This is a genomic window from Streptomyces sp. CB01580 (assembly GCF_001905795.1).
GTDB lineage: Bacteria > Actinomycetota > Actinomycetes > Streptomycetales > Streptomycetaceae > Streptomyces.
Genome location: NZ_LIXJ01000009.1, coordinates 216,650 through 231,845, shown reverse-complemented (window position 1 = coordinate 231,845; position 15,196 = coordinate 216,650). Strand labels below are relative to the sequence as shown.

General features: G+C 73.7%; 13 protein-coding genes. 5 read left to right on the top strand and 8 right to left on the bottom strand.

What is annotated here, in order from left to right; all coding sequences use genetic code 11:
- Positions 1–22: 22 nt before the first annotated feature.
- The 3 genes from AMK22_RS16330 to AMK22_RS16320 are packed head-to-tail and all read right to left on the bottom strand — an operon-like array spanning position 23 to position 3,038.
- A complete protein-coding gene (locus AMK22_RS16330; protein WP_242433996.1) occupies positions 23–931 on the bottom strand; it encodes an ABC transporter ATP-binding protein in 909 nt (302 codons plus the stop codon).
- Entirely contained in the window at positions 928–2,031 is a 1,104-nt protein-coding gene (locus AMK22_RS16325) for a FecCD family ABC transporter permease (protein WP_073785644.1), read from the bottom strand. The genes AMK22_RS16330 and AMK22_RS16325 overlap by 4 nt, the downstream gene beginning before the upstream one ends.
- Positions 2,028–3,038, bottom strand: coding sequence for a FecCD family ABC transporter permease (locus tag AMK22_RS16320; RefSeq protein ID WP_073785643.1), 1,011 nt, complete (start codon positions 3,036–3,038; stop codon positions 2,028–2,030). Before AMK22_RS16320 ends, AMK22_RS16325 begins: the two co-directional genes overlap by 4 nt.
- A 232-nt stretch (positions 3,039–3,270) precedes the next feature.
- Between AMK22_RS16320 and AMK22_RS16315 the strand changes: the two genes are divergently transcribed.
- Complete coding sequence (locus tag AMK22_RS16315) at positions 3,271–3,909, top strand: HAD family hydrolase (RefSeq protein ID WP_073785642.1); 639 nt, start codon at positions 3,271–3,273, stop codon at positions 3,907–3,909.
- A gap of 166 nt (positions 3,910–4,075) precedes the next feature.
- Here AMK22_RS16315 and AMK22_RS16310 read toward each other — a convergent pair whose 3' ends face one another.
- Positions 4,076–4,300, bottom strand: coding sequence for a hypothetical protein (locus tag AMK22_RS16310; protein WP_073785641.1), 225 nt, complete (start codon positions 4,298–4,300; stop codon positions 4,076–4,078).
- A gap of 210 nt (positions 4,301–4,510) precedes the next feature.
- On the opposite strand from AMK22_RS16310, the gene AMK22_RS41775 reads away from it, so the two are divergent.
- Positions 4,511–4,894 carry a cold-shock protein gene (locus AMK22_RS41775; protein WP_073785640.1) on the top strand — a complete coding sequence of 128 codons (384 nt, stop codon included), beginning with the start codon at positions 4,511–4,513 and terminating at the stop codon, positions 4,892–4,894.
- A gap of 88 nt (positions 4,895–4,982) precedes the next feature.
- Here the strand turns inward: AMK22_RS41775 and AMK22_RS16300 are convergent, their stop codons facing one another.
- Genes AMK22_RS16300 through AMK22_RS16285 form a run of 4 tightly spaced genes read right to left on the bottom strand, consistent with a single transcriptional unit; the run spans position 4,983 to position 8,699 of the window.
- Entirely contained in the window at positions 4,983–5,861 is an 879-nt protein-coding gene (locus AMK22_RS16300; RefSeq protein ID WP_073785639.1) for a 1,4-dihydroxy-6-naphthoate synthase, read from the bottom strand.
- Entirely contained in the window at positions 5,842–6,672 is an 831-nt protein-coding gene (locus tag AMK22_RS16295; protein WP_073785638.1) for a futalosine hydrolase, read from the bottom strand. Before AMK22_RS16295 ends, AMK22_RS16300 begins: the two co-directional genes overlap by 20 nt.
- Positions 6,673–6,713: 41 nt before the next feature.
- On the bottom strand, positions 6,714–7,193 hold the full coding sequence (locus AMK22_RS16290) for a DUF2771 domain-containing protein (protein WP_073785637.1): 480 nt from the start codon (positions 7,191–7,193) through the stop codon (positions 6,714–6,716).
- Positions 7,194–7,220: 27 nt separating this feature from the next.
- Complete coding sequence (locus AMK22_RS16285) at positions 7,221–8,699, bottom strand: MFS transporter (protein WP_073785636.1); 1,479 nt, start codon at positions 8,697–8,699, stop codon at positions 7,221–7,223.
- Between the two features lie 380 nt (positions 8,700–9,079).
- On the opposite strand from AMK22_RS16285, the gene AMK22_RS16280 reads away from it, so the two are divergent.
- From AMK22_RS16280 to AMK22_RS16270, 3 genes are all read left to right on the top strand, one after another.
- Positions 9,080–10,015, top strand: a complete 936-nt coding sequence (locus AMK22_RS16280; protein WP_199883235.1) for a DUF3027 domain-containing protein — start codon at positions 9,080–9,082, stop codon at positions 10,013–10,015.
- 689 nt (positions 10,016–10,704) lie between these two features.
- Entirely contained in the window at positions 10,705–13,950 is a 3,246-nt protein-coding gene (locus tag AMK22_RS16275) for a sacsin N-terminal ATP-binding-like domain-containing protein (RefSeq protein WP_073785634.1), read from the top strand.
- Positions 13,951–14,298: 348 nt separating this feature from the next.
- On the top strand, positions 14,299–15,177 hold the full coding sequence (locus AMK22_RS16270; RefSeq protein WP_073785633.1) for a DUF5707 domain-containing protein: 879 nt from the start codon (positions 14,299–14,301) through the stop codon (positions 15,175–15,177).
- Positions 15,178–15,196 lie beyond the last annotated feature (19 nt).

Genomic DNA, 15,196 nt, shown 5'->3' with positions numbered 1-15,196 from the left:
CGCGGGGTCGTGGTCCGCGCGTTCACGATGTCGGAGCGGGCTGCCAGGGCGCCCCCGGCACCACGAGCGGCGCACCCGTCACCGGACACGGGACGATCACCGCGTCCAGCCCGAAGACCTCGTGCACGAGCTCCGCGGTGACCACGTCCTTCGGGTGGCCCTCGGCGACGATGCGCCCCGTCTTCATCGCGACCAGGTGGTCCGCGTACCGGGCGGCCTGGTTGAGGTCGTGGAGCACGGTGACGACGGTGCGGCCCCGGGTGCCGTCCGCCGCGGGGGCGGTGAGCCGCCGCACCAGGTCCAGGACCTCCACCTGGTGCGCGATGTCGAGGTACGTGGTCGGCTCGTCGAGCAGCAGCAGATCGGTCTCCTGGGCCAGCGCCATCGCGATCCACACCCGCTGGCGCTGACCGCCCGACAGCTCGTCCACCGACCGGTCGCCCAGCGCGCTGACGTCGGTGCGCTCCATCGCCTCCGTCACCGCCCGCTCGTCCTCCTCCGACCACTGCTGCCACCAGTGCTGATGGGGCTGCCGGCCGCGGGCGACGAGATCGGAGACGGTGATCGCCTCGGGTGCCACCGGGGTCTGCGGCAGCAGACCGATCGACTGGGCGATCCGCCGCGTGGGGATCCTCGACAGTTCGGTGCCGTCGAGGAACACCGATCCGCCGCTCGGTCGCAGCAGTCGGCCGAGCGCCCGCAGGGTGGTCGACTTGCCGCAGGCGTTCGGACCGACGATCACGGTGACCCGGCCGTCGGGCACGGCCAGGTCGAGATCGCGTACGACGGTGCGGTCCTCGTACGCGAGGGTCAGCCCGCGCGCGGTGAGCCGGCTGGTGGCCCCGACCGTCCCCGCCCCACCGGAGACGGCCGCCGCGTCCCCGGGAGCGTCGGGCGCGTTCGACGCATCGGGCGTACGGGTCGAGCTCATGCGGTACCTCCACTACGGCCGCGACCGCCGCCGTGACCGCGGATGATCAGCCAGATCAGATACGGGGCGCCGACCGCCGCCGTCAGAACGCCCACCGGCAGTTCGGTGGGGGAGAAGAGCCTGCGGGCCAGCAGGTCCGCGGCCACCACGATCAGCGCGCCCAGCAGCGCCGAGCACAGCAGCGGGATCTGCGCGGTACGGGTCAGCCGACGGGCGATCTGCGGGGCGAGCAGCGCCACGAAGTCGACCGGTCCGGCCGTCCCCGTGGCCACGGACGCCAGGGCGACGCCGAGGGCGACGAGCCCCAGCCGTACCCGGCCGAGCCGTACCCCGAGAGCGGTCGCGGTGTCGTCGTCCAGCGAGACGGTGCGCTGCGCCCGCGCCGCCCACAGCACCGCGGGCAGCAGGATCAGCAGCGTCCAGCCGATCGGCGCGGCCTCGGCCCAGCCGCGGCCGTTGAGCGATCCGGTCATCCAGATCTTCGCCTGCTGGGCGACCAGGTAGTCGCCCTTCGTCATGAACAGGGTGGTGACCGAGCGCAGCGCGATGGCGAAGCCGATGCCGATGAGCACGAAGCGGGTGGCGTGCAGTCCGCCGCGCCAGGCGAACAGGTACACCAGGGCCGCCGCGGCCACTCCGCCGATGACGGACAGGTACGGCAGGACGGTGTACGAGGTGATGCCGAACGTCATCGCGCCGACGGTGAGCGCGCTCGCCCCCTGGCTGATGCCGATGATGTCGGGGCTGGCCAGCGGGTTGCGGGCGACGGTCTGGATCAGCGCGCCGGCGATCCCGAACGCGGCCCCGACCAGCAGCCCCGCCACCATGCGCGGCAGCCGCAGCGTGCCGACGACCAGTTCGTCCGGGGACGGCCGGCCCAGGATCACGTTCATGACCTCGCCGGGCGCCACGAAGCTCTCGCCGACGCACAGGTACGCGACGCAGACGGCGGCCAGCAGGACGAGCAGACCGGAGGCGACGGCGAGGGCCCGCCGGTGCACCAGGAACCGGCCGCGCGCCCCGATCCGCACCACGTGGTACCCGGTGGGCGCCATCCGGCGACCGGTGGGCCGCACCTCGACCGACGACCGCGCGCTCATGCGGGCACCGCCTTCCGGCGCACCAGGGTGACCAGGAACGGGACGCCGATCAGTGCCGTCATCACCCCGGCCGGGACCTCGCTCGGCGGGAACAGGACACGGCCGATGACATCGGAGACGAGCAGCATCACGGGTCCGATCAGTGCCGCCGTCGGCAGCACCCAGCGGTGGTCGGCACCGACGATCGCGCGGGCGATGTGCGGGACGGCGAGGCCGATGAACGCGATCGGGCCGGCCGCCGCCACTCCGACACCGGTCAGCACGGTGGCACCGACACCCCCGACGATCCGTACCGTCGCGACCTTCTGCCCGAGCCCCTTCGCGACGTCCTCGCCGAGTGCCAGCGCGTCGAGGCCGCGCGCGACGGACAGCACGAGTACGGCCCCGACCAGCAGGAACGGCCAGATCTGACCGACCACCACGGACTCGCGCCCGGCGAGCGAGCCGACCTGCCAGAACCGGAACTCGTCCAGCGCGGACGCCTTGGTCGTGAGCACCCCCGTCGTCACCGAGAGCAGCAGCGCGTTGATCGCGGCGCCGCCCAGGGCGAGCTTCACGGGGGTGGCGCCCCCGCGCCCGCTGGAGGCGATCGCGTACACGGCGACCGACGCGATCGCCGCCCCCGCGAAGGCGAACCACACGTATCCGGCCAGGGTGTGGACCCCGGCGTACGCGATGGCCAGCACCACGCCCACCGAAGCGCCCTGACTGATGCCGAGGACGCCGGGGTCGGCGATGGGGTTACGGGTGATGCCCTGGAGGACCGTGCCCGCCAGGGCCAGCGCGGCACCGACCATCAGTCCGATCAGGGTGCGCGGCACCCGCATGTTCCGGACGACTTCGGCGGCGTTGGAGTCCCCGCCGTGCAGCAGGGCGTCGAAGACCTCGGACGGGGGTATGGTGCGGGCCCCCACGGCCAGGCTGAGGAGCACCGCCACCAGCAGCGCCGCGACGGCCGCCGCCGTCACGAGTGCGCGTCTGGAGCGGCGTGGTGCGGCGGCTGACATCGGACCCAATCGGACGGCGGGCGGAGCGGCGAAGCAAAGTTAGGCTTGGCTAAGTCTAAGCACCGCCCGTTTTGCGCCCCGAGGGCGACCGGGGTCGGGGGATGCAACGGGGCCCGGGGGCGTACCGGGGAGCCGCCCGGTCTGACGGTGCTTCACCGGGTTCCACGGGCCTTCACCGGGGCCCGAGGGGCGCGGCCACCGAGCCGGTGACCGGGGCCGCGACAATGGGGGAATGCCCGCACACCAGCCCACGCCCCCACGGGCGGCACTGACGGTCGGCTTCGACCTCGACATGACGCTCATCGACTCCCGTCCCGGCATCAAGGCCACCTACCTGGCGCTCTCCGCCGAGACGGGCACACGGATCGATGCCGACCTGGTGGTGAGCAGGCTCGGTCCGCCGGTCGACGACGAGCTGAGGAACTGGTTCCCGGCCGAAGCGGTCGCGGCGAGCGCCGACCGGTACCGGGAGATCTACCCCGCCCACGCCATCACCCCGACCCCCGCCCTGCCGGGCGCCCGCGAGTCGCTCGCGGCGATCCGGGAGCGGGGCGGCCGGGCGATCGTCGTCACCGCCAAGTACCGCCCCAGCGCGCAACTCCATCTCACCCACCTCGGGATCGAGCCCGACGCGCTGATCGGCGGCCTGTGGGCGGAGGCCAAGGCGGAGGCGCTGCGCGCGCACGGCGCGTCCGTGTATGTGGGCGACCACATAGGCGACGTACGGGGCGCCCGCACGGCCGGGGCGCTGTCGGTCGCGGTCACCACAGGCCCCTGCGACGCCGCCGAACTCCGGGCGGCGGGGGCGGACGTCGTCCTGTCCTCACTGACGGAGTTCCCGTCCTGGCTGGAGACGTACACCGCGCGCTGAACAGCCGAGCAGCCGCGGAACTGCGCGACTGAGCACGTGAGGCGCACGTGCGACATCAGTCACGCGGGACGCGCGTCCCACCCTGGGCACGCACGCCACACATGGGGCATTCGGGGCGCGCGGACCCGGGTTCGCCAGGTGTCCGACGCCCCCGACGCCCCCGGCGCTACCGCTCCCGCGCCCCCGCCCGCACCGATCGCACCACGCCCGCCGCGGCGATCAGGAAGCCGACGCCCATCAGCATGCAGAGCGACCAGGCGATGGACGGCAGCGGGCGGGTGCCGAGGAACAGCGGGGCCACCGTCGCCAGAGTGGCCAGCGCGCCGACGAAGAAGACGATCGCGCCGATACGGACCAGCCGGTCACCCGCGCCAGGAGGTGTAGTACTCACCCCGCCAGGGTAGTTCCCGACGGCGACAGGACCGCCCCGCGGGTTGCGGCGAGCGGCACAGGCATCGTTTCCGGACAGCGGTCCGAATGGTCAGGCTTGACTAGGGTGCCCCACCTGGGGAGGCTGCTGCCAGCAGGGGAGCACCACCACTGGATAGCCTGACCTGCTGAGGCTTTGTTCCGGCATACGGGTTGAGATGGGGTGCGTGCTTTGCCGACTGGCAAGGTCAAGTGGTTCAACAGCGAGAAGGGCTTCGGCTTCCTCTCCCGCGACGACGGCGGCGACGTCTTCGTGCACTCTTCCGTGCTTCCCGACGGTGTCGACGCGCTCAAGCCCGGCCAGCGCGTCGAGTTCGGTGTCGTCGCAGGCCAGCGTGGAGACCAGGCGCTGTCGGTGACGGTCCTGGACCCGACCCCCTCCGTCGCCGCCGCGCAGCGCCGCAAGCCGGACGAGCTCGCGTCCATCGTGCAGGACCTGACCACCCTGCTGGAGAACATCACACCGATGCTGGAGCGGGGCCGCTACCCGGACAAGCCGGCCGGCAAGAAGATCGCCGGCCTGCTGCGGGCGGTCGCCGACCAGCTCGACGTCTGACGGCCGGGATCCGCCCCGGGCCGGCCGCGCGACGCGGCGGCGGCCGGTCGCCGACGAACGACTGCGTGCCCGGGATCCGGCGGCCGTCTCAGACGAACGACAGCGCGTCCGGGCCGAGGGGCGGTACCAGCCCCTCGGCCGCCGCGCGGGTCAGCAGCCCGCGGACCGCCGCGTAGCCGTCCTCGCCGAGGTCGGCCGTGAACTCGTTGACGTAGAGCCCGATGTGCTGGTCCGCCACGGCCGGGTCCATCTCCTGGGCGTGCTCCAGCACGTAGGGCCGGGACACCTCCGGGTCGTCCCAGGCCATCCGTACCGAGGTGCGCGCCGACTCGGCGAGCAGCTTCAGCGTGTCCGTGCCCAGCGACCGCTTCGCGATGATCGCGCCGAGCGGAATCGGCAGCCCGGTGGTCTCCTCCCAGTGCCGGCCCATGTCGGCGAGGTTGTGCAGCCCGTAGTCGCGGTACGTGAATCGGGCCTCGTGGATGACGAGACCGGCGTCCACCTTGCCGTCACGCACGGCGGGCATGATCTCGTGGAAGGGCATGACGACGATCTCGCCGACGCCGCCCGGCACGACGTCCGCCGCCCAGAGCCGGAACAGCAGGTACGCGGTGGAGCGCTCGCTCGGCACCGCGACCGTCCGCCCCGTCAGGTCCGTGCCCGGTTCCCTCGTGAGGACGAGAGGCCCGCAGCCCCTTCCCAGCGCCCCGCCGCACGGCAGCAGCGCGTACTCGTCGAGGACCCACGGCAGCACCGCGTACGAGACCTTGAGGATGTCGCCCTCACCGCGCTCGGCCATGCCGTTGGTGATGTCGATGTCGGCGAAGGTGACATCGAGGGCGGGCGCGCCGGGGACCCTTCCGTGCGCCCAGGCGTCGAAGACGAAGGTGTCGTTCGGGCACGGCGAGAAGGCGATGCTCAGCGGGGAACGAGGAGCGCGAAGCGGCTCAGGCGTGGTGTCGGTCATGGCGGGTCCAACCTTCCAGTACGGGGAGAAGCTTCCCGAACGCCCCGGTGAGCGCGGTCAGCGCGTCCCCGATGCGCCAGGCGTCGCGGTCGCGCGGGCCGACGGCGTTCGACACCGCCCGGAGCTCCAGGACCGGTACGCCGGCCCGGTCGGCGGCCTCCGCGACGCCGAAGCCCTCCATGGCCTCCGCGGCGGCCCGCGGGTGCGCGGCGAGCAGGGCGGCGGCGCGCTCCGCGCTGCCGGTCACGGTGGAGACGGTGAGGATCTCGCCGGGGAGCGCGCCGGTCGCGGCGGTCACGTCCCGGACCAGCGAACGCGGCGGTACGTGCCGGTCGCGGCCGAAGCCCAGGCCCGTGACGGGGACGAAGCCCTCCGGCGTCTCCGCGCCCAGATCCGCGGCGACGATCCCGCTCGCGACGACGAGCGAGCCGACCGGGGCGGCGGGTACGAATCCGCCGCCGATCCCGGCCGAGACCACGAGGTCGTACGGAGCGGGCGCGAGGCCGTACGGCCCGGAGACGGGCTCGTACGGCGCGGGCCCGGAAGCGGGGCCGGAGATCGGCCCGGGGGCGTTTCCGGGCGCGGCGGAGGCGTGTCCCGAGGCGAGGCCGAAGGCCGTGGCGGCGGCCGCCGCGGCCGGTCCCGCGCCGCCCGCGAGCACATCGATGGCGACACCGGGGCCGCAGGAGCCGTGCACGCGGTGGAGTTCGGCGCCGGGTACCCGGCGCACGGTCACCCGTGTCCCGTCCCCGAACGCGCGCGTGACCGCGTCCCGTTCTGCCGAGACGGCGGTCACGACGAGCACACGCACGGGGAGGGGCCCTCCGGGGCCGGGGGTCGGCAGAGGGTGGGTCAGGACGTCTTCTTCAGCTCGAAGTGCCAGATGCCCGTGAGGTTCTTGCCCTGCGTCTCCACGATGCTGACCTGCGTGCTGTTCGTGGTCTCGCCGGTCTGGCTGGAGAAGAAGGCGCTGCCCGGGATGGACCGGTAGGTCTTCTTGTACGGCTCCTGCTCGGCCTGCTGACCGTTGATGAACAGGGTCCAGCCGTGCTCGGCGATCTCCGGGTCGACGCCGAAGCGGACCTTGTCGTCCATCGCGACCTCGACGGTCTTCTCCGCCTTCTTGTTGAGGCAGCTCTTGATCTCGGACGTCTTGAGGGGCTTGCCGTCGTTGTAGCAGGCCGCCTCGGAGCTCACCGAGTTGCCGCCGACCGTTACGGTCGCGAGCGGCGTCGGCTTGTCGCAGGCGGAGAGGACAAGGAGTCCCGCGGACACGGCACCAAGAGCGACGCCGATTCGACGGCCCTTACCGGAGAAGAACGCAACGGTCATGAGCCGAAGGCTATCGGTCGCCCCGTCTCATGCCACGCGGGGGTGCGGCGAGCCGCGCCTGGCGGCGCCCAGCAGCCCCCGTACGGACGTGGCGGCACCGAGGGCGAGAACGCCCGCGGCGACCGACACGCCCAGTACGCCGTTGAGGGGGAGGGCGATGCCGATGCCGCCGCCGACCACCCACGCCATCTGGAGTGCCGTCTCGGAGCGGGCGAACGCGGACGTCCGCACCTCCTCGGGCACGTCCCGCTGGATCATCGCGTCCAGCGAGAGTTTCGACAGGGCCTGGGTGAAGCCGGCCGTCGCGCTCAGCACGGCGACCGTGACGGCGCCGAAGAAGAACGCGGTGAGCACGGCGACCCCCAGGGCCAGGGCCAGGACCGAGGCGGTGATCACCTCGGGGCCGCGGGCCCGGACCCAGGACCCGACCACCGTGCCGAGCGCGTTGCCCAGCCCGGCCGCCACGCCGACGATGCCGAGCGAGACGGCGGCGTTCTGACCGGCGAGCGGCTGGTCGCGCAACAGGAACGCCAGGAAGAAGATGAGGAGGCCGGAGAGCATGCGATGGGCGGCGTTGGCCTGGAGGCCGTTCAGCACGGCAGGTCCCACGGACCGCAGCCCGGGCCGCCGCTCGCCGTCGCGCCCCCGGCCCAGGAGTCCTCGCCCACGAGCGCACCGCCCGTTCTTCCCCGGATCCGTCCCGCGGTCCTTCTTCCGGCCTTCGTGTCCGTTCCGCTCCGTCCGGGGGCGCGGGGGCAGCACACCGTACGGCGGCACCAGCCGGGCCCTGCGCTCGCCCTTCGCGGAATCGACCTCGTGCGGCAGTGTGAAGGCGAGGACCGTCCCGCCGAGGAAGACCAGGCACGCCCCGTACAGCGGCCAGGCCGGACCGATGAACTGCAGCCCGGCCCCGATCGGCGCGGCCACACCCGTCGCCAGCAGCCCGGCGAGCGTGACCCGGGCGTTCGCCTTCACCAGGGAGATGCGGGGTGGCAGCAGCCGCGGCACCACCGCGCTGCGCACCACCCCGTACGCCCTTGAACAGACCAGCACGCCCAGCGCGGCCGGATACAGTTCCAGGCCGCCGGTGGCGACCGCGCCCGACATGGTGAGCGCCAGCACCGCGCGGGTCAGCATCGCCGCCGCCATCGCGGCCCGGCGGCCGTGGGGCAGCCGGTCCAGCAGCGGACCGATCACGGGTGCGAGAAGCGCGAAGGGCGCCATCGTGACGGCGAGGTACAGCGCGACCCGGCCGCGGGCCTCGTCCGTCGGCACGGCGAAGAACACCGTCGAGGCGAGCGCCACCGTGATCATCACGTCGCCCGCGCCGTTCACGGCGTGCAGCTCGATCAGCTTGCCGAGACCGGACTCCCCGGCGCCGTGCGCGTGCGTCGCCCTCCGGATGCCCCGGGCGGCACCGGCGAAAGGGGAACGAAGGGCACGGCCGACCGCCCGCCCCGTCCTGCGGAACGGGCCGGAATCCTGGTGCGACCGGGCGGAAGTCACCCCGTCATAGTGCCCCGCCGGGGGTGGCCGCGAACCGGGACCGGCCCGGGGCGCGGACGCACTCCGCCCTGTCGGGCCAGTGTGCGACCCCGGACGTACGTCCGGCCCGTCCCCTGCCGCGCACCCCCGGTTCGGGACGGGCAGGTGGGCGGGGGACGACGAAGGGGGTAGCGTGCGTAGCGCGCCACCGGCGGTTGTTCTCGGCCGCGCGCCTATCGGCGATCCCGCAGAATGGATGGCAGAAGGTGCGCCCGAGGCAGGCACGACGGGCGCGGACGTCGACGCGGCCCCCAGGTCCGCTCCGCCCGCACCCGCCACGGCCGAAATCGATGGATGTGCAGGCGCGCCCGTGAGACTGGCGTAGGAGAGAAGCGAGACCTGTGAGTGCTGTGACGACGCGAAGGCGTACGGCCCGTACCCCTGCCCCCGACCGCCTGTGCGTCGAGGCGGTGGACCTGGCCCGCGCGGCGGCCGAGGAAGCGGCCGCGCCGGGGGTCGTCGGAGAGCACGTGGGCGTGGTCTCCGAGGGAGACCGGGTCGTCACGCACTTCTTCGAGTGCAAGGAGCCCGGCTACCGGGGCTGGCGCTGGGCGGTGACCGTCGCCCGGGCGTCCCGTGCGAAGAAGGTCACCCTTGACGAGACGGTTCTGCTGCCCGGCAGCGACGCGCTCCTCGCCCCGGAGTGGGTGCCGTGGAGCGAGCGCCTGCGCCCCGGCGACATGGGGCCCGGCGATCTGCTGCCCACCGAGGCGGACGACATCCGCCTGGAGCCCGGCTACACCGGCGAGGACGAGCCGCCGCCGAACTCCGCGGTCCCCGAGGTGTCCGAGGAGATGGCCGATCTCGTCGACGCGGAGGACGCGGAGCTGACGACCCGCCCCGCGACGACGAACCGCGGTGCGATCGCGGCGGTCGCGGACGAGCTCGGGATGCGCCGGGCGCGGGTGCTGTCGCGGTACGGGCTGCGCTCGGCGGCCGACCGGTGGGACGAGGCGTTCGGCGCGCGGACGCCGATGGCCCAGGCCGCCCCGGCGAGCTGCCTCACCTGCGCGTTCCTGGTGCCGCTGGCGGGCTCGCTGCGGCAGGCGTTCGGGGTGTGTGGCAACGAGTTCGGCCCGGCGGACGGACACGTGGTGTCCCTGTCGTACGGATGCGGTGGGCACTCCGAGGCGGCGGTCATGCCGAAGCCGCCGAAGCCGGCGCCGCATGCCCTGGACACGATGCAAGTGGACGAGTACCCGCTGCGCCCGGCCCGGGACTCCGGTTCGGTCCCGGCGGAGCCGGACACCCCCACGGAGGACCTCGGCCACTCCTGACGGCGCCGACGTGCCCGATGGCGCCGACGTGCCCGATGGCACGGACGTGCCCGATGGCATGGACGTGTCCGATGGCACGGACGTGTCCGATGGCATGGACGTGTCCGATGTGGCACCGAGGCGCCTGGGTCCTTGACGGCCGAGCCCCTGTCCTGTCTGCCCCGGTCGCACCCGCGAGGGAGTTCGCGCGGCTGTTCCTGCGGGAGACCTCGCGCGGGCGCCCCCCGGTCCCTCGTCGGACGGGCGTGCCCGCCGTGCCGATTCCGGGCGGGTCCGTGCCCGGGTCCGTCCGTGTCCCGTCCGGTCGCGTTCGTGCCGTCGTGCCCGTATCCGGTCGCGTTCGTGCTCGTGGTGTCCGTTCCGCTCGTTTCCGGGCCCGTCGGGTCCGTTGCCGGTCGTGTCCGCCCGCGTCGTGCCCGTTCCCGGTCGTGGCGGGCCGTGGTGCGGCCCCTTCGCGCGGGCGCCGTTCGCGATGCCCTGTCGCGATGCCCCGCCCGGCGCGAGGAGCCGGTACCTTCGGGCGCACACTGGCGGCACGGGACGCGTCGGTGGCGCCGGAGGCCTGGTGGCACCGTGACGCCCAACCCGAACAACCCGAACAACCGGAACGACCCGAACAACCGGAACGGCCGGAACAACCGGTGGAGACCGGAAGACCGGAAAGAACAGAGCGGAGTCGGAGCGTGAGCATGAATGGGACCGAGGGAGCCGACCCGTTCGGTACCGCGCGGCTGCGACGCGGCGTGCTCGACGCGTGGGGCGCCGGCCCCGCCCGGTTCCGCGAGGATGCCAACGCCGAGGAAGAACTCGCGCTCGGCGGCTACCGCGACCGGCTCGTCGTCGAACTGGCCCAGAACGCCGCCGACGCCGCCGCCCGCGCGGACGTCCCCGGACGGCTCCGCCTCACCCTGCACGCCGCGACCCCGGACGCCCCCGCCGTGCTCGCCGCCGCGAACACCGGCGCCCCGCTCGACGCCACCGGCGTGGAATCCCTCTCCACGCTGCGCGCCTCCGCCAAGCGCGAGGGCCACGAGGGTGCCGTCGGCCGGTTCGGCGTCGGGTTCGCCGCCGTGCTCGCGGTGAGCGACGAGCCGGCCGTGATCGGCCGGCACGGCGGCGTCCGCTGGTCCCTCGCCGAGGCCCGCGACCTGGCCGCCCGCGCCGCCACCGCCAGCCCCGGCCTCGGCGACGAACTGCGCCGCCGCGACGGCCACGTACCCCTGCTGCGGCTCCCGCTGCCCGCCGAGGGCACCCCGCCCGACGGCTACGACACCGTCGTCGTCCTCCCGCTGCGCGACGGCGGCGCCGAGGACCTCGTCGCCAGGCTGCTCGCCGCCGTGGACGACGCGCTGCTGCTCACCCTGCGCGGCCTCGACGAGATCGTGATCGAGACCCCGGACGCCGTACGGACGCTGCGCCGCACCCGGCAGGGCCCGTACACCCACATCGAGGACTCCGCGCACGGCACGCACCGCTGGCGCACCGTCACCCACCACGGCCCGGTCGAACCGGCCCTGCTCGCCGACCGGCCCCGCGAGGAACGGCTGCGCCCGCACTGGTCGGTCACCTGGGCCGTCCCGGTCGACGCGGAGGGCGCCCCGGTACGCCCCCGCACCGCCCCCGTCGTCCACGCGCCGACCCCCACCGACGAACCCCTCGGCGTCCCCGCGCTGCTCATCGCGTCGCTGCCGCTCGACAGCACCCGCCGCCACCCCGCGCCCGGCCCGCTCACCGACTTCCTGGTGGAGCGCGCCGCCGACGCGTACGCCGAACTGCTCGCCGGCTGGCGGCCGGTGTCCGTCGACACCATCGACCTCGTGCCCGGACCGCTCGGCAAGGGTGAACTGGACGGCGCCCTGCGCGGCGCCATCCTCGGGCGGCTGCCGCGCGTCGCCTTCCTGGAGCCCGCCGCCCCGCGCGACACCGCCGTCGAGGCGGACCGGACGGAGCCGGCGGACCGGTGGGACGACGCCTGGGACACCGAGCGCGACGGCATCCGGGAGACGGCCGGCACCGCGCTGCGCCCCATCGAGGCCGAGGTCCTGGAAGGGGTCGGTGCCGAGACCGTGCGCGTACTCGCCGAGGTCCTGCCGTGCCTGCTGCCCGCCGGACTGGAACGCCGCAGCGAACTGCGCACCCTCGGCATCGCCCGCGTCCCGCTGACCGAGGCGATCGACCGGCTCGCCGGCCTGGAACGCGATCCCGGCTGGTGGCGGCGGCTCTACGACAGCCTCTCCGGCATCGACCCCGATCGCCTCTCCGGTCTGCCCGTCCCGCTGGCGGGAACGCGGGAGGCGGCCGGCGCGCCGACGGAGCAGGACGCCGGGGCCCCGGCCGTGCCCCGGACCACCATCGGACCCCGCCAGGTCCTCCTCCCGCTCCCCGACGCGCTCGCCGGCCCGGTCCTGGACCGGCTCGCCCGGCTCGGGCTGAAGGTCGCCCATCCGGACGCCGCCCACCCGCTGCTGGAGAAGCTCGGGGCCCTGCCCGCCACCCCGCGCGCCGTACTGACGACCCCGCAGGTGCGGGCCGCCGTCGCCGGATCGCTGGACGCGGGCGAGATCTGGGACGAGGACGCGCCCGGCGCGGACGAACTCGCCGAGACCGTCCTGGCCCTCGTGCGCGACGCCGATCTGGCCCCCGGCGACGAACCCTGGCTCGGCGCGCTCGCCCTGCCCGACGAGGACGGCGAACTCGCGCCCGCCGGTGAACTCGTGCTGCCCGGCAGCCCGTTCGCCGCGATCATGAGGGAGGGCGAACTCGCCCTCTGCGACGAGGAACTGGCCGAGCGCTGGGGAGAACAGCCACTCACCGCCTGCGGGGTGCTCGCCGGCTTCACCCTCGTGCGGGCCACCGACGTCGTCCTCGACCCGGACGAACTGGAGCCCCGCGACGGCGACTTCGCCGAACCCGACGACCCCGGGCTGCTCGACGCCGTGGACGTGTGGTGCGAGGACGTCCTCGACCAGATGCCCGACACACCGGTGCCGCCGGTCGCCACCGAGCTCGTCGCCGTCCGCGACCTGGACCTCGTCGACGACGACGCCTGGCCGCAGGCGCTCGCGATGCTCGCCCGGCCGCCGCTGCGGGACGCGCTGACCCAGCCGGTGCGGGTGCTCCTGCCCGACGGCACCACGCGGTCCGTCCGCCCGTACACCGCCTGGTGGCTGCGCGATCACCCGGTGCTCGACGGCCGCCGCCCGGCCGGTCTGCGCGCGGCCTCCGGCGACCCCCGGCTGGCCGGGCTGTACGACTCCGCCGACGCGACCGGCTTCGACGACGCGCAGGTGCTGCGTGCCCTCGGGGTGCGGACGTCCGTGGCCGCGCTCCTCGACGAGCCGGGCGGCGCCGCCGAACTCCTCGGCCGGCTCGCGGACGAGAATCGCGAGGTCGACCCCGTGCAACTGCACGCGCTGTACACGGCGCTGGCCGACCTCGACCCCGAACAGGTCACGCTGCCCGACGAGTTGCGGGCCGTCGTCGACGGCGAGGTCCGGGTCGTCGACGCGGCGGACGCGGTGATCGCCGACGCCCCCGACCTGCTGCCGCTGGCCGCCCGGCTGCCGCTGCTCCCGGTCGCCCCGGCGCGCGCGGCCGAACTGGCCGAACTGCTCCAGGTGCGGCGGCTCGGCGACAGCGTCGAGGCCGAGGTGACCACGGACGGCGAGGAGCACCGCGTACCGGAGGCGGTACGGGTCCTGCTCGGCGCCGGTACGCCGGACACGTACGTGGAGCACGCCGAGCTGCGTGCGGGCGGCGTCGAACTGGACTGGCGCCGCACCCCCGACGGCATCGTGCACGCCGCCACGCTGGAGGGCGTCGCGGCCGGGCTGGCCTGGGCGGCGGGTCAGTGGCCGCGCCGCTTCGAGGTCGCGGCACTGCTGGAGGACCCGTCCCGGACCGAGGAACTGGCCCGCGACCGCTGGTTCGACTGACCCGGGCCGCCGCGCGGCGGGCGCGGCGGCCGGATCACGCGTACGGGCGGACCGCGCGTACCGGCGGACCACGCCGTACCGGATGATTCCGGGTACGGCCCGGATCACGCGCACGGACGAAGCGTGCATACGGGCCGATTCCCCGCCCGGACGTATTCCGTCGTTGTCGGGCCGTGTGGACGACGGAATCCGGCGTGCAAACCTGCTTTGCAGAGAATTTCCCGTTCGTCGTACAACCCTTCACATCTTTCACAGGTCTGCTCTTTCGAGTCATCAGGCTCATGACGAACGAGCCCTGCCCGGGCCGCACCACGTGCCCGCGGGGCCCTTTCTCCACTGGGGAAACACATGCGTATTCGTGCCACCGTGGCCGCCGTCTCCGGCGCCCTGGCCCTGTCCGCTCTGGCCGTCCCGGCCGCCCACGCGGATGACACCGCGAACCTGCCGAACATCCCGACGTCGGCGGCCGAGATCTTCGGCATCGCCCCGCAGGGCGCGTCGAAGACCGCCCGCACGGCGGCGGCCACGTCGGATCCCGTCATCTCCAAGGTCGTCGTCAACGGCGGCAAGGACATCGTCCTGGGCACCACCGCCTCCAAGACGGTCTCCGTCTCGGTCACCGCCTCGCACCCCTCCGGCATCTCCGACGCCTTCGTCGCCCTGTGGCACGGCAAGGACCTGTACTCCGAGGACTCCGTCGACGGCGCGGTCGTGCCGAACGAGGACGCGGCCAAGTGCACCAAGGTCAACACCACGACCTCGACGTGCAAGCTGACCTTCACCTTCGAGCCGGGCTGGGAGCTGTACAAGAACTCCCTGGCCGGTACCTGGAAGGTCGCCGTGGCCGCGCTCGCCGGTGACGAGACCAGCGCCACCGACAAGCAGGCCTACAGCAAGGTGCGCGTGCAGCGGGCCTCGAAGCTGACGGTCGACGCCGCGCCCGAGCCGGTCAAGAAGGGCAAGACCATCACGGTCACCGGCAAGCTCTCGCGGGCCAACTGGGAGACCTTCAAGTACCAGGGCTACACCGGCCAGCCGGTGAAGCTCCAGTTCCGCAAGAAGAACAGCAAGACCTACACCACGATCAAGACCATCAAGACGAACAGCACCGGCAACCTGAAGACCACGGTCAAGGCGTCGGTCGACGGCTACTGGCGCTACAGCTTCGCCGGCACGTCCACCACCCCGGCCTTCACGACCGCGGGCGACTTCGTCGACGTGCGCTAGTAGCCCCGCCCGGAGTCGG